We start from the raw sequence: 13,652 nt of genomic DNA, 5'->3' as shown, positions 1-13,652 counted from the left end.
CGTCGGCGAACACGCGCACCGGGGTCGGCGACCCGCTCTAGCCTCTGGGGCGATGAGCATGCGGATGGTGCGGTCCCCCGCGCGCGACGCCTCCGCCGCGCGGGAGGAGAACGCGCGGGCACCGCGCATCCCCGACTTCGGCCGGCGTCTCCGCGAGCTGTTCCAGCCCTACCGGGCGAAGCTGGTGCTGACGATCGCCCTCGTGCTCGTGACCGCGGGGCTCACCGTGCTGCCCCCGCTGCTCACCGAGCAGGCGTTCGACCAGGGGCTCTTCCCGGCGGGCGGGCCGGACCTGCCGCGGCTCGCCGAGATCGTCGGCGCGATGGTGCTCGTCTGGGTCGTCTCGCAGGTGCTCGGCGTGTGGCAGACCTGGCTGACCGCGACGGTCGGCAACGGGGTCACCGCGTCGCTGCGCGAGCGGCTGTTCACCCGGCTGCAGCAGATGGAGCTCGGCTTCTTCACGCGCACCCGCACCGGCGTGATCCAGTCGCGGCTGCAGAACGACGTCGGCGGCGTCGCGAACGTGCTGTCGAACACGGTCTCTTCCGTGGTCGGCAACACCGTCACCGTGATCGCGGCGTTCGTGGCGATGCTGCTGCTCAGCCCGCCGCTCACCCTGATCGCCGTGGTGCTCCTGCCGCTGCTCGCCCTCGTGCAGCGTCGCGTCGGTCAGCGCCGCGCGCGCATCGCGACGAAGACGCAGGAGTCGCTGTCGGAGCTCTCCGCGATCACGCAGGAGGCCCTGAGCGTGAGCGGGATCCTGCTCGCGAAGGCGTTCACCCGGCAGCGGCAGGAGACGGCGCGGTACACCGAGGAGAGCGAGCGGCAGCTGCGGCTGCAGGTGCGGCAGGAGATGACCGGGCAGGGCTTCTTCGCGACCGTGCAGGTCTTCCTGCTGATCGTCCCCGCGCTCGTGTACCTCGCGGCCGGCGTGCTGCTCGTGGGCGGCGACCAGGGGATCACCGCCGGCACGATCGTCGCCTTCACCACGGTGCAGGCGCGGCTGACCTGGCCGCTGATGGGCCTGCTGCGGGTCGCCCTCGACCTCCAGACCTCGTCGGCGCTCTTCGCCCGCATCTTCGAGTACCTGGACCTGACCCCCGCGATCTCGGACTCGCCCGCCGCCGTGCCGGTGCCGAGCGGGCCGGCGCTCGGCCGGGTCGAGCTCGACCGGGTCGGCTTCGCGTACCCGGCCGCGGAGGGGGAGCCGGCGGAGCCGATCCTCCGCGAGGTGTCCTTCGTGGCGGAGCCGGGGCGCACCGTGGCCCTGGTCGGGCCCTCCGGCGCCGGCAAGACGACCGTCGGCTACCTGGTGCCGCGGCTCTACGACGCCACGAGCGGCACGGTGCGCTTCGCCGGGGTCGACGTGCGGGACCTGTCGCAGGACTCGCTGCGCGCGTCCATCGGCATCGTCAGCCAGGAGACGTACCTGTTCCACGCGACGATCCGCGAGAACCTGCGCTACGCCAAGCCGGACGCGACGGACGCGGAGCTCGAGGAGGCCGCGCGCGGGGCGAACATCCACGACACGATCGCCCGCTTCCCCGAGGGCTACGACACCGTGGTGGGGGAGCGCGGCTACCGGCTGTCCGGCGGCGAGAAGCAGCGGGTGGCGATCGCGCGCGTGCTGCTGAAGAACCCGCCCGTGGTGCTGCTGGACGAGGCGACGAGCGCACTCGACTCGGTGTCCGAGCGCGTGGTCCAGCAGGCGCTCGAGGCCGCGTCGTCCGGCCGGACGACGATCGCGATCGCCCACCGGCTCTCGACCATCGTCGACGCCGACGAGATCCTCGTGCTCGAGGCCGGCCGGGTCGTCGAGCGGGGCACCCACGGTGAGCTGCTGCGGCTCGGAGGCCTGTACGCCCGGCTCGCGGCCGAGCAGTCCTCCGAGCGGGCGGACGCGCAACCCGCCTGACGCCGGGCGACACCGGGGCATCGCGCCGAGCCTCTTCGGAAGGCGATCGGATCTCCGAGCCGTCGTCATCGGTTCGACCGAGAAACCGCGAAGACTCGCGACCCAGAGTCCCGCTCGTGACTGAGACGAGCGCCGGACCCGACGTCGAGATCGTGGTGCCGGTCCACAACGAGGCGCACGTGCTGCAGGCCAGCATCTGGCGCCTCCACGACTACCTGTGCCGCCACATGCCGGTCGACTGGCGCATCACCGTCGTCGACAACGCGAGCACGGACGGCACGTCCGAGGTCGCGCAGGGGCTGGTCCGCACCCTGTCGGACGTGCACGCGGTCCGGCTCGAGCGCAAGGGGCGCGGGCTGGCGCTGCGCCATGCCTGGGGCGCGTCCGACGCCCGCGTGCTCGCCTACCTCGACGTCGACCTCTCCACCGACCTCGCCGGGCTCGGGCCCCTGGTCGCGCCGCTGCTGTCCGGCCACTCCGACCTCGCGATCGGCTCCCGGCTCAGCCGCACGAGCCGGGTGGTGCGCGGCTCGAAGCGCGAGCTGATCAGCCGGTCGTACAACGGGATCCTCCGCGCGGTGCTGTCGGCGTCGTTCAGCGACGCGCAGTGCGGCTTCAAGGCGGTCACGAAGGAGGCGGCCGAGCGGCTGCTGCCGCTCGTGCAGGACGACGGCTGGTTCTTCGACACGGAGCTGCTCGTGCTCGCCGAGCGCTCCGGGCTGCGCATCCACGAGGTGCCGGTCGACTGGGAGGACGATCCCGACAGCCGCGTCGACATCGTGCAGACGGCGAAGGACGACCTCCGCGGCATCGCCCGGCTGCTCGCCGACCTCACGCGCCACCGCATCCCGGTCGAGGCGATCGCGGAGGAGCTCGGGCGACGACCGCTCGCACCCGCGACCCGGCCCTCGTTCAAGAGCCAGGTGATCCGCTTCGCGGCGGTCGGTGGCGCGTCCACGATCGCGTTCGCGCTGCTCTTCCTCGTGCTGCGGCCGCTGTTCGGCGGGCAGGCGGCGAACTTCCTGGCGCTGCTCGCGACGGCGATCGGCAACACCTGGGCGAACCGCTGGTTCACCTTCGGGGTGACGGGGCGCCTCGGGGCTGTGAGGCACCAGGTGCAGGGGCTCGTCGTCTTCGGGATCGCGTGGGGCATCACCTCCGGATCGCTGCTGGCGCTGCACAGCGCTGCACCGCAGGCCTCCCCGCTGACCGAGATCCTCGTCCTCACCGCCGCCAACCTCGTCGCGACCGTCGTCCGGTTCGTGCTGCTGCGCGGCTGGGTCTTCCGCACCCGTCGGGCGGCGCCGGGGCGGCGGCGCCGCGAACCGGCCCATGACTCCTCCGAGCAGACCGCCTCGGAGCCCGACCACCTGGAGCTCCTGCCATGACCACGACCACCCCGCCGTCGCGCACGGCACCCGCCCTCGGCCGCCTCGGCGGCCGTGTCCGCTCCGCGCCGCGCGCCCTCTGGCGCGGGCGCGCGACCGACGCGGCCTGGGTGCGCCCGGCGTTCCTCGGCCTGCTCGCCGCCACCGCGGTCCTGTACGTCTGGAACCTGTCGGTCAACGGCTACGCGAACGCGTTCTACTCCGCGGCGGTGCAGGCGGGCGCGTCGAACTGGGAGGCGTTCCTCTACGGCTCCTCCGACGCCGGCAACTCGATCACCGTCGACAAGCCGCCCGCATCGCTGTGGGTGATGGCGCTGTCGGTGCGGCTGTTCGGCCTGAGCCCGTTCGCGATCCTGCTGCCCGAGGCGATCATGGGCGTGCTCACGGTCGCGCTCGTGCACGCGATCGTCCGCCGGCACTTCGTGCCGCAGGCCGCGCTCGTCGCCGGGGCGGTCACCGCGCTGACCCCGGTCGCCGTGCTGATGTTCCGGTTCAACAACCCGGACGCGCTGCTCGTGCTGCTCGTCACGCTGGCGACGTACCTCACGCTGCGGCACGTCGAGGACGGTCGCGTGCGCTGGCTGCTCTGGGCGGGGGTCGCGGTCGGCTTCGCGTTCCTGACCAAGCAGCTGCAGGCGTTCCTGATCCTGCCCGTCCTCGTGGGCGTCGTCCTGCTCGCCTCCCCGCGCCGGCTCGGCACCCGCTTCCTGCACCTGCTCGGCGCGCTCGGCACGCTGGTGCTGTCGGCGGGCTGGTGGGTCGCGATCGTCGAGCTGGTCCCCGCGTCGATGCGCCCCTTCATCGGCGGGTCGCAGGACGACTCCTTCCTCGAGCTGACCTTCGGCTACAACGGCCTCGGCCGCCTGACCGGGAACGAGACCGGCAGCGTGACCGGCGGTGCCGCGGGCGGTGCGACCGGCGGCGGCATGTGGGGGGAGACCGGCATCACCCGCCTCTTCTCCGGGGAGTTCGGCACGCAGATCGCCTGGCTGCTGCCCGCCGCCCTCGTCCTGCTCGTCGTCGGCCTCGTGGTGCTGCGGCGACGCCCGCGCACGGATGCGTCGCGCGCCACGGTGCTGCTGCTCGGCGGCACGCTCGTCGTCACCGGCCTCGCCTTCAGCTTCGGCGCCGGCATCATCCACCCCTACTACTCGGTGGCCCTCGCTCCCGCGATCGGCGGCCTCGTCGGCACCGGCTCGTGGCTGCTCTGGCAGCGCCGCGCGACGCTCCGGGCACGCGTCGTGCTCGCCGCCGTGGTGCTCGGCACCACCGGCTGGTCCGTGTACCTGATGAGCCGGGCGAGCACCTTCCTGCCCTGGCTGCGGGTGGTCGTGGTGCTGGCCGGCCTCCTCGGCGCCGCCGCGCTGGTGGCCGCGCCCCTGCGCCGGCGCCTCGCGGTGGTGGGCGCGGCCGCCGCCCTCGTCGCGGCGCTCGCCGCGCCTGCGGCCTGGTCCGTGGACACGACGCTGACGGCGCACACGGGCTCGCTGCCGACCGCCGGCCCCGCCGTGGAGCGCACCGGGTTCGGCGGCGGTCCCGGCGGTCGGGCCGGATTCGCCGGCCAGCGCGCCTTCGGCGCGCACCAGGGGCTCGGCGGCGGGTTCCGCGGCTTCCGCGGGCGCGGGCAGCAGGGCGCCTTCGGCGGTGCCCAGGGCTTCGGCCCGGGGGCTCCGACCGGGAACGGGACCGGCGCGTTCGCTCGAGGGGGTGCCGGCGGCCTGCTCGGCGGGGCCGTGGACGTCGATGCCGCGATGGTCGCCGCGCTCAAGGCGGACGCGTCGCAGTACACGTGGGCCGCGGCGGCGGTCGGCTCGCAGAACGCCGCGCAGTACCAGCTGGTCTCGGGCGAGGCGGTGATGCCGATCGGCGGCTTCAACGGCAGCGATCCGTCGCCGACCCTCGCGGAGTTCGAGCAGGACGTCGCCCAGGGCCGCATCCACTGGTTCATCGGCAGCGGCATGCGCGGCGGCGGGTCCAACGGCGGTTCGAGCGCCTCCGCGGACATCGCCGACTGGGTGGAGTCGAACTTCACCGCCACGACCATCGGCGGCGTCACCGTCTACGACCTGTCCGGCGGCCCCTCCGGCCGCGGAGCCTGACGGCTCGCAGACCCTCCCAGCCCCCGGGCGCCCGATCGTCCGCCTTCCCCGGCGGTCGGGTGCCCGGGGGCTCCGCCGTGCACGGGGTCCTCGTCATCGGAGCGAGCCGCGCCGCGGTCAGCGGACTTCCCCGACCTCCACGGTTCCGTCATAGGGACCACCAAGGGGGCTGCCGGTGCGGCGGCGTCTACTCCTCGTCATGGATGAGCGGGACCAGGGGTCGGACATCGAGCTGCACGAGACCGCGCCGGGGTCCGAGGCGCCGCCGATCGCCTTCGCCCCGCGTCGTCGGCGCCACCGCGGCATGTGCATCGCCGGGTTCTCGATCGCGGGCGCGCTGCTGCTGACGGCGGGCGCGGCGGGCGGCGCCTGGGGCGCCCTGCGGATCGAGCACGCGGGCGAGTCCTCGCCCGCGGCGATCGCGGGTCCGAGCTCCGGCGGCGGTGCGGCGAGCCCCGGCGAGGGGTGGGGGACATCCGGACAGGTGCCCGGCGGCTTCGGACGCGGGTTCGGGCGGTTCCAGGGCGGGGAGTCCGGCAACGGCACGTCCGGCGGCCTCGGCTCCGGCAGCGGGACGAGCACGCAGACCTCGGCCACCGCGGCGACCGCCGCGCAGGAGGTCGGGGTGGTGACCGTCGACACCGTGCTCGGCTACGAGCGCGGCAAGGCCGCCGGCACCGGCATCGTGCTGACCGTGGACGGCGAGATCCTCACCAACAACCACGTCGTCGCCGGATCCACCTCGATCCAGGTCACCGTCGAGTCCACGGGGAGGACCTACATCGCGACGGTCGTGGGCACCGATCCGACCGACGACGTGGCCGTGCTGCAGCTGAAGGGCGCCTCCGGCCTGCGCACCGCGACGCTCGCGAGCACCGCGGCGACGACCGGGCAGGCGGTCACCGCCGTCGGCAACGCCGGCGGGACCGGCGAGCTGACCGCCGCGTCCGGCACCGTGACGGCGCTGGGCAGGACGATCACGACGCAGGCGGAGGGGGCGGCCGCCTCCGAGACCCTGCACGGGCTCATCGAGCACGACGCCGACGTGGTCGCCGGGGACTCCGGCGGCCCGCTGGTGAACAGCGCCGGTGCCGTGGTCGGCATCGACACCGCCGCGAGCAGCGGCACGCGGGAGCCCGACTCCTACGCGATCCCGATCGCGACCGCGGTCTCCATCGCGAGCCGCATCGAGTCCGGTCGCGCCGGCTCGGGCATCACGATCGGCTACCCCGCCTTCCTCGGCGTCTCCATCGACACCCGCAGCAGCAGCGACGGCGCCCTGGTCGCCCGGGCGCTGGACGGCACGCCCGCCGCCGCCGCGGGCATCACCGCAGGCGACACCGTGACGGCGGTCGACGGGCACGCCGTCTTGAGCGGGGCGGACCTCACCACCGTGCTGCACGGCTACCGGCCCGGCGACCGGGTCACCGTCAGCTGGACCGACGATCGGGGCACCCTGCAGCGCGCCGCCGTCACCCTCGTCGAGGGCCCCGCGAACTGACGCCGCGGTGGATCGGAACGGGCCGGGGGCGCACGTCCCCGGCCCGTCCCGATCCACCGGTGTCCCGGCCAGCAGCGCGTCGATAGCGTGCAGGCATGCGGATCCTCATCGTCGGCGCCGGGGGAGCGGGGGACGCGATCGCGAAGATCGTCGCGACCCGGACGTTCGCCGAGGCGGTCGTGCTCGTCGACCCGGATGCCGCGCGAGCGGAGCGCACGCTCGGCTGGATCGCGGATCGGCACGGAGCCGACATCGCCGGCCGGTACACGGCGGCCGCCGTCGACCCGGCCGACCCCGACGCGGTGACGCGCGTCGCGCGAGCGAATCGCGTCACCCATGTCGTGAACGCCGTCGAGCCGCGCCTCGTGCCGTCGGTGTTCGCGGGCGCGCTGGCCGCGGGCGCCGACTACCTCGACCTGACGATGAGCCCCTCGGAGCCCCACCCGACCGAGCCGCACCGGCTCGTCGGCGTGAAGCCCGGCGACGACCAGTTCGCGCAGGCCGGCGACTGGGAGGCGTCGGGGCGGCTCGCGCTCGTCGGCATGGCCGCGCAGCCGGGGCTGTCCGACGTCTTCGCGCGCTACGCCGCGGACCACCTGTTCTCGCAGGTGGACGAGCTGGGCGTGCGCGACGGCGCGAACCTGACGGTGCGGGACGAGCGGGGCGAGCCCGTCCCGGTGCCCTTCCTGCGGCTGCGGTCCGCCCTGGACGAGTGCCTGACGCCGCCGGTCGTGTGGCAGCGGGAGGGCGGCTGGTCCGCCGCCCCGCCGCTCGGCGAGACGGAGGTCTTCCACTTCCCTGCCGGCATCGGGGCGGTCGAGTGCCTGCCCGTCGAGCAGGGGGAGGTCGTGCTGATGCCGCGCCGGCTCGACGCGCAGCGGGTCACCGTGAAGCGCGGACTCGGCCGAGACCTCGTCGGTGCCCTGCGGACGCTGGACGCCCTCGGGCTCGCCTCGCAGGTGCCGGTCCGGCTGAGCGGCGCCGCGGGGCCGGTCGAGGTCGCCCCCCGCGCCGTGGTCGCCGCGGCGCTGCCGGACCCGGCCACGATCTGGCCGCGGGTGGAGGGGAGGACCTGCGCCGGCCTGCAGGTCACGGGAACGGGCACGGACGGTGCGCCCCGGAGCACGCTCCTGTTCCACATCGCCGACAACGCCGAGACGATGCGCGAGTTCGACAGCCCCTGCACGGTGTGGCAGTCCGCGCTGCCCGCCGTCGTCGCACTCGAGCTGCTCGCGACCGGCGCGTGGACGGGCGTCGGCGTGCTCGGGCCGGAGGCCTTCGACGCGCTGCCGTTCCTCGAGCTGATGGCCCGCCCGACCGCGCTCGGCGGGTACGGGCAGTCCTGGGGGACGGAGGACCGCCCGACGGTCGGTTAGAGCGAGGCGCCGGCCAGCCAGCCGACCAGCAGGCACGCCGTCGCGCCGCCGCCCACCATCGCGAGCCGCGCCAGGACGGGGTGCTGCTCGTTCCACTGCAGCTGGTGGGACACCGTCCGCCGCAGCTCGATGAGGTGCACCGGCTCTGCGGGGCTCTCGACCGGGACCTCGAAGTGGCGGGCCACGTCGCGCACCTGCGTCTCCGTCCACCACCGGTCGCACATCCGGAAGACCGTGCGGTCGTCGTGGCCGAGCAGGAAGAGGTGCCTGCGGATCCCGCGGCCGTCCGGCTGGTGCACCGCGCGCACGACGGCGCGAGCGACGGCCGACCGGCTGACCGCGGCGCCGCTGCGGCGCGGCGTCCAGCAGCGGAGGCCCTCGGACGTCAGCACGATGCGGGACCGCGCGACGAGCGCCGTCATGGCCGCCGCGGCGGCGAGCACGAGCGCGGTGAGCACGAGGGCGGGCACCAGGTCGCCGCCCTGCAGGGCGAGCCAGGTCGTGACGCCGCAGACCGGTCCGGCGATCGCGATCAGCGCGACCGTGGTCGAGCGCCAGCGCAGGTGCCGGTAGGGCAGCAGCGTGCGGTCCATCGGGCCGGCGGCGACGGTCATGCGCGCACGGTAGCCGGGGTGGTGCGGTGCGATCACGCCCCAGAGCGGGTGGGGACCCCCCGCGCACCCGCCAGAGCCCGGTTGCCCTTGCTGCGTCTCCGCCCTGGGGGAGTTGGCCTGGATGGCGCCACGCGGGGAGCCGCCACGAGTGTACGGGACGGCGCGGGCGGTCGCCGCAGTGGGTAGAGTGCCTGTCGGCCTCGCGGTGCGCCGCGACCAGGAGGATTCGCCTAGTGGCCTATGGCGCACGCTTGGAAAGCGTGTTGGTGTAACAGCCTCGGGGGTTCGAATCCCCCATCCTCCGCCACCATCCTTTTCCGCCCGGCGATCGCCGGGACCGCTCGGGCGCGCCGTTCAGAGGTGCAGCCGGGCTTCGGATCAGCCGATGCCGCCGCCGCCCCCGAAGAAGCCGAGCCCGACGTTGATCCGGACCCCCTTGTCGATCAGGTCCCGCTCGGCGTCGCTCGCGTCGTGGAGCGGTCCGCCGTCGAAGGCCGTGGTGCCGTTGGTCTGGTCGAACGGCCTCTCCGGCGCCAGGTCGGCGAGGCGGCGCACCGGTGCGGGGGTGATCGGGCGCGGAGCGGTCGCGAGGGACCGGTCACGCGCCTCGGCGCGCCAGCGGACATCGGCCGGGATCCCCGCGACGAGGCGTGCGAGCAGCGAGGCGGCGAGGGCGAGGTCGCCGCTGCCGCGCTGCAGCGCCGACCGCTCCTGCTCCCACAGGTCGGACACGATCTCCTCGAACCGGTCGTCCGCGACCTCCCTCGGCAGACCGCGGACCAGGTGGAGCGTCCAGTCGACGACGAGCCCGTGCGCCCAGGAGGCGGCGGGTCCGCGCCGCCCGGTCATGCCGTGCCGCCCCGGGGGAGGGGGCGGAACGCGGGCGCAGCGACCCGCGCCTCCTGCGCGCGCAGGGCCGCCTCGCCTGCGGGCGTCAGGTCGTACAGCTTCCGCCGCGGTCGTCCCGCCTCCGCCGCGATCTCCGGCGACTCCCACCGCGCCGCGAGCAGCCCCGCGTCCTGCATGCGGCCGAGCGCCTTGTAGAGGGTCCCGTGCCCGACCAGCCGCTTCGCGTCGCCCTGCAGGGCGGAAGCGATGCCGAAGCCGTGGAACGACTCCTCCGACTCGGCGAAGCGCGCGGCCTCGTGCAGGATCGCGCGCTCGATCGGGACCAGGTCTCCGGCTCGTCGTCGAGGCATGCGTACAGAATAGGAAGGTACCTGCGCGAAGTCCAGCAGTCGCTCGAGGGTGATGGTGCTGCAGCCGCTACCCGTGCCCGTGGGGGACCCGTTCCGGCCCGCCCTGCTTCTTCGAGCCACCCTCCTTCTTCGCACCGCTCTGCTTCTTCGCACCGCTCTGCTTCTTCGAGCCGCCCTCCTTCTTCGGGCCGGCCTGCTTCTTTGCACCTCCCTGCTTCGCCGGGGCGGCCTGCCGGTCCGCGGCCTTCCGCTGCTGCGGGGCGTCGCTGCGCTCGGATCCGCCTCCGCCCGGCCGCCCTGCGCGGTCGGCCGGCTGCGCGGCGGCCTCCTGGCCGCTCGAAGCGGGGCGCGCGGTCGGAGCCGGGCTGCTCGTCGTCGCCGCCGGCTCCGACCGCGGCGTCGGCGAGGGCTCCGAGGCGGGTCGTCTCGCCGCGACCTCCCGGACCGGCACGGCGGACCCGTCGTCCGGATCGGTCGCAGGCGGGTTCACGTCGGCGACGGGCATCGCGGTCGAGCACGGCGTCGGTGTCGCGGCGCCCACGGGCGCGACGGGCCCCGGAGCCTCGGCGGTCTGACCGGCGAGCAGCCCGTAGCCGCCGGCGACCACGACGACCGCCGCGAGTGGAAGGGCTGCGAGGAGGCGTCGACGGGGCCGGAGCCGGCTGCGAGCGGGCGGCGTCGCCCCGACGAGCACAGGCCGCTCGAGCGGCATCGTCGTCTCGAACCGCTCCGGGAGGAGCTCCGCCGTGAACTCGGCGTCGACGGCGGTCTCGAGCGCTGCGACCCGGGCCGCGACCTCCGCCGCGGTGGGCCGGGACGACGGGTCGCGGCCGACCATGCCCGCGAGCAGGGACCGCCAGCCGTACCCGAGGTGGCTCGGCACGGCCGGGTCGCGCAGCAGCCGCCCCGTCAGCGACTCGGCCGCCGAGCCGGGGAACGCGGGCTGCCCCGTCGCGGCCTCGATCAGGGTGAGGCCGAGGGAGTACACGTCCGCCGGCGGCGCCGCCGCGGCGCCCTCCAGCTGCTCCGGCGCGATGTACCGCGCCGTGCCGACGACGCTGGTGGAGGAGGTCGCTCCCTCCAGCAGCCGGGCGATGCCGAAGTCGGCCAGCTTCGCCGAGCGCCCGCCGGGGGCCCGACCCGGGAGCAGCAGGTTCGCCGGCTTCACGTCCCGGTGCACGACGCCGAAGGCGTGCACGTGCGCGAGCGCCTCGGCGGCGTCGGTCGCGACGGCGTGCAGCTCGGCCGGGGTCAGCGGGCCGAGCAGCAGCCGGTCCCGCAGCGACCCGCCCTCGACCAGCTCCATGACGAGGTGCTCGGCGCCGTCCTCCACCACCGCGTCGTGCAGCGCGACCAGGGCGGGGTGCGCGATCGAGGCCAGCATCCCGACCTCGGACCTGCGGTCGCCGGCGGCGGGGCCGCCCGGCTCGAGGGGGACCACCTTCACCGCGACGGCGCGGCCGAGGTGCCGGTCCCACCCGCGATGGACGCTGCCGGAGCCGCCGAGGCCGATGCGCTCCCGCAGCTCGTACCGGCCGCCGACGAGCCGCGCGGGCAGCGGCTGCGGGACGGCGGGCGCGGGGGCGCTCGAGCCGGACGGGTCGCTGGGCATGCGGGGATTCGCCTCCTGGTCGGGGCGTCCCGGTCTATGCGGCCGCGCTGGGCATCCCCTCCACGGCGCCGGCTCGGCGTCCTCGACGGGCGGCTCCGGGCGGCCGCGTGCGGTGCCGTCGGGCGCGGCGCGCGCCGCTGCGACGCGCCGAGCGGTGTCCGAGCCCGCGCGTACCCTCCTGCCATGGTCACCGCCCTCTACCGCCGCTACCGGCCGGAGACCTTCGCCGAGCTGATCGGGCAGGCGCACGTCACCGACCCGCTGCGCACCGCGCTGCGCACCGACCGGGTCAACCACGCCTACCTGTTCAGCGGGCCGCGCGGCTGCGGCAAGACGACCTCGGCCCGCATCCTCGCCCGCTGCCTGAACTGCGCCGAGGGGCCCACGGACACGCCCTGCGGCACGTGCCCCAGCTGCGTGGAGCTCGGTCGCGGGGGCGGCGGCTCGCTCGACGTCGTGGAGATCGACGCGGCCAGCCACAACGGCGTCGACGACGCGCGCGACCTGCGGGAGCGGGCGGTGTTCGCGCCCGCGCGCGACCGCTACAAGATCTTCATCCTCGACGAGGCGCACATGGTGACGCCGCAGGGGTTCAACGCGCTGCTGAAGCTGGTGGAGGAGCCGCCGGAGCACGTGAAGTTCGTCTTCGCGACCACCGAGCCCGAGAAGGTGATCGGCACCATCCGGTCGCGCACGCACCACTACCCGTTCCGGCTCGTCCCGCCCGCGCAGCTGCTCGACTACGTCGGCTCGCTCTGCGAGGAGGAGGGGGTGCAGGTCGAGGCCGGCGTGCTGCCGCTCGTCGTCAAGGCCGGCGGCGGGTCCCCGCGCGACACGCTGTCCCTGCTCGACCAGCTGATCGCGGGTTCGGACCCGTCGACGGGCTCGGGGATCGGGGGCGTGCGGTACGACCGGGCGACCGCCCTGCTCGGCTACACCGGCGCCGAGCTGATCGACGAGGTCGTGACCGCGATCGCCGAGCACGACGCCGCGGGCGCGTTCCAGGCCGTCGACCGCATCGTGCAGACGGGGCAGGACCCGCGCAGGTTCGTCGAGGACCTGCTCGAGCGGATGCGGGACCTGATCGTCGTCGCGGCTACGGGCGACGCCGCCGCGAACGTGCTGCGCGGCGCACCCGCCGACCAGATCGCGGCGCTCACCGTGCAGGCGCAGCGCTTCGGCGCGGCGGAGCTCTCCCGCATCGCCGACGTCGTGAGCGCCGCCCTCGACGAGATGGTCGGCGCCACCTCCCCGCGGCTCCACCTGGAGCTGATGACCGCGCGGATGCTGGTGCCTCCGACGGACGCGAACGCCGCCGCATCGCGGCTCGAGCGGCTCGAGCGGCGCGTGGTGGTCGAAGCCGGAGCGCAGCCGCAGACCGCGACCGCCGATGCGCCCGCCCGTCCGGCCACCGCGACCGCGGCTCCCGCCGCCGCGGTGCAGCCCGCCGCGACGCAGGCCTCCGGGAGGCAGCCCGCGTCGGTGCCGCCGCCCTCCTTCGACGTGGCCCCGCCCGCGCCCGACCTCGCTCCGGCGTCCCGCGGACCGCGTCCTCCGGCCGACGCCCCGGCGCCCCGACCCGCAGCGGCGCCGAAGGCCGCGCCGTCACCCGGCTCCGTCACGATCCAGCACGTGCGGGACGCCTGGCCGGAGATCCTCGAGACCGTGCAGCGGGCGAAGCGGAGCGCCTGGGCCGTGGTCTACACGACGCACCCCCGCGCCCTCGAGGGCGACGTGCTCACGCTCTCGTTCGTGAGCAAGCAGGACGTCGACGGGTTCCGGCCGACCGCGACGGGCGGCGGCGTCAGCGAGGTGCTGCGCACGGCGATCCTCGACGTGCTCGGGCTGCGGGTGAAGTTCCGGCCGCGGGTCGACGGCGAGCAGGCGCTCGAGCCGACCGCGCCCGCCGCCGAGACGCGCGCCGCGCCGCCGCAGCGGGCGTGGGGAG

10 protein-coding genes, 1 tRNA gene and 1 other RNA gene are annotated in these 13,652 nt (G+C 75.2%); 7 read left to right on the top strand and 5 right to left on the bottom strand.

The window, feature by feature from the left end:
• Nucleotides 1-52 precede the first annotated feature (52 nt).
• From ACFSBI_RS10410 to ACFSBI_RS10390, 5 genes are all read left to right on the top strand, one after another.
• Entirely contained in the window at nt 53-1,915 is a 1,863-nt protein-coding gene (locus tag ACFSBI_RS10410; protein ID WP_377934669.1) for an ABC transporter ATP-binding protein, read from the top strand.
• A 116-nt stretch (nt 1,916-2,031) separates the two neighbouring features.
• Nucleotides 2,032-3,303, top strand: coding sequence for a bifunctional glycosyltransferase family 2/GtrA family protein (locus tag ACFSBI_RS10405; protein WP_377934667.1), 1,272 nt, complete (start codon nt 2,032-2,034; stop codon nt 3,301-3,303).
• Entirely contained in the window at nt 3,300-5,402 is a 2,103-nt protein-coding gene (locus ACFSBI_RS10400; protein WP_377934665.1) for an ArnT family glycosyltransferase, read from the top strand. Before ACFSBI_RS10405 ends, ACFSBI_RS10400 begins: the two co-directional genes overlap by 4 nt.
• Before the next feature lie 199 nt (nt 5,403-5,601).
• Nucleotides 5,602-6,903, top strand: a complete 1,302-nt coding sequence (locus ACFSBI_RS10395) for a S1C family serine protease (protein WP_377934663.1) — start codon at nt 5,602-5,604, stop codon at nt 6,901-6,903.
• A gap of 95 nt (nt 6,904-6,998) precedes the next feature.
• On the top strand, nt 6,999-8,279 hold the full coding sequence (locus tag ACFSBI_RS10390; RefSeq protein ID WP_377934661.1) for a saccharopine dehydrogenase family protein: 1,281 nt from the start codon (nt 6,999-7,001) through the stop codon (nt 8,277-8,279).
• Here the strand turns inward: ACFSBI_RS10390 and ACFSBI_RS10385 are convergent.
• Both ACFSBI_RS10385 and ffs read right to left on the bottom strand, forming a co-directional pair.
• Nucleotides 8,276-8,893 carry a hypothetical protein gene (locus ACFSBI_RS10385; protein ID WP_377934659.1) on the bottom strand — a complete coding sequence of 206 codons (618 nt, stop codon included), beginning with the start codon at nt 8,891-8,893 and terminating at the stop codon, nt 8,276-8,278. The genes ACFSBI_RS10390 and ACFSBI_RS10385 overlap by 4 nt on opposite strands.
• A gap of 47 nt (nt 8,894-8,940) precedes the next feature.
• Nucleotides 8,941-9,037, bottom strand: an RNA gene (ffs, locus tag ACFSBI_RS10380) — signal recognition particle sRNA small type.
• Between the two features lie 75 nt (nt 9,038-9,112).
• On the opposite strand from ffs, the gene ACFSBI_RS10375 reads away from it, so the two are divergent.
• Nucleotides 9,113-9,200, top strand: a tRNA-Ser gene (locus tag ACFSBI_RS10375).
• 71 nt (nt 9,201-9,271) lie between these two features.
• On the opposite strand, the gene ACFSBI_RS10370 is transcribed toward ACFSBI_RS10375, so the two are convergent.
• The 3 genes from ACFSBI_RS10370 to ACFSBI_RS10360 all read right to left on the bottom strand — a co-directional run bounded on the left by ACFSBI_RS10370 (nt 9,272) and on the right by ACFSBI_RS10360 (nt 11,704).
• Nucleotides 9,272-9,742 (bottom strand): hypothetical protein, encoded by a 471-nt coding sequence (locus tag ACFSBI_RS10370; protein ID WP_377934658.1) that lies wholly within the window; start codon nt 9,740-9,742, stop codon nt 9,272-9,274.
• Nucleotides 9,739-10,092: a PadR family transcriptional regulator gene (locus ACFSBI_RS10365; protein WP_377934656.1), complete on the bottom strand. Its 354-nt coding sequence runs from the start codon at nt 10,090-10,092 to the stop codon at nt 9,739-9,741. The genes ACFSBI_RS10370 and ACFSBI_RS10365 overlap by 4 nt, the downstream gene beginning before the upstream one ends.
• Nucleotides 10,093-10,159: 67 nt before the next feature.
• Entirely contained in the window at nt 10,160-11,704 is a 1,545-nt protein-coding gene (locus ACFSBI_RS10360; protein ID WP_377934654.1) for a serine/threonine-protein kinase, read from the bottom strand.
• Nucleotides 11,705-11,887: 183 nt separating this feature from the next.
• Here ACFSBI_RS10360 and ACFSBI_RS10355 point away from each other — a divergent pair.
• Nucleotides 11,888-13,652: DNA polymerase III subunit gamma and tau (locus tag ACFSBI_RS10355; RefSeq protein WP_377934652.1), on the top strand; the 1,765-nt coding region annotated here is incomplete at its 3' end.

The organism is Amnibacterium endophyticum (genome assembly GCF_042680685.1).
In the GTDB taxonomy this organism is placed as follows: Bacteria; Actinomycetota; Actinomycetes; order Actinomycetales; family Microbacteriaceae; genus Amnibacterium; species Amnibacterium endophyticum.
The sequence above is the reverse complement of the archived record's forward strand: the minus strand, read 5'-3'. Positions and strand labels throughout refer to the sequence as shown.

Excerpts from the sequence above, each read along its gene's own strand:
- ACFSBI_RS10390 (WP_377934661.1), top strand. The coding sequence starts at position 6,999 with ATGCGGATCCTCATCGTCGGCGCCGGGGGAGCGGGGGACGCGATCGCG.
- ACFSBI_RS10385 (WP_377934659.1), bottom strand. The coding sequence starts at position 8,893 with ATGACCGTCGCCGCCGGCCCGATGGACCGCACGCTGCTGCCCTACCGG.
- ACFSBI_RS10400 (WP_377934665.1), top strand. The coding sequence starts at position 3,300 with ATGACCACGACCACCCCGCCGTCGCGCACGGCACCCGCCCTCGGCCGC.
- ACFSBI_RS10370 (WP_377934658.1), bottom strand. The coding sequence starts at position 9,742 with ATGACCGGGCGGCGCGGACCCGCCGCCTCCTGGGCGCACGGGCTCGTC.
- ACFSBI_RS10410 (WP_377934669.1), top strand. The coding sequence starts at position 53 with ATGAGCATGCGGATGGTGCGGTCCCCCGCGCGCGACGCCTCCGCCGCG.
- ACFSBI_RS10365 (WP_377934656.1), bottom strand. The coding sequence starts at position 10,092 with ATGCCTCGACGACGAGCCGGAGACCTGGTCCCGATCGAGCGCGCGATC.
- ACFSBI_RS10395 (WP_377934663.1), top strand. The coding sequence starts at position 5,602 with ATGGATGAGCGGGACCAGGGGTCGGACATCGAGCTGCACGAGACCGCG.
- ACFSBI_RS10360 (WP_377934654.1), bottom strand. The coding sequence starts at position 11,704 with ATGCCCAGCGACCCGTCCGGCTCGAGCGCCCCCGCGCCCGCCGTCCCG.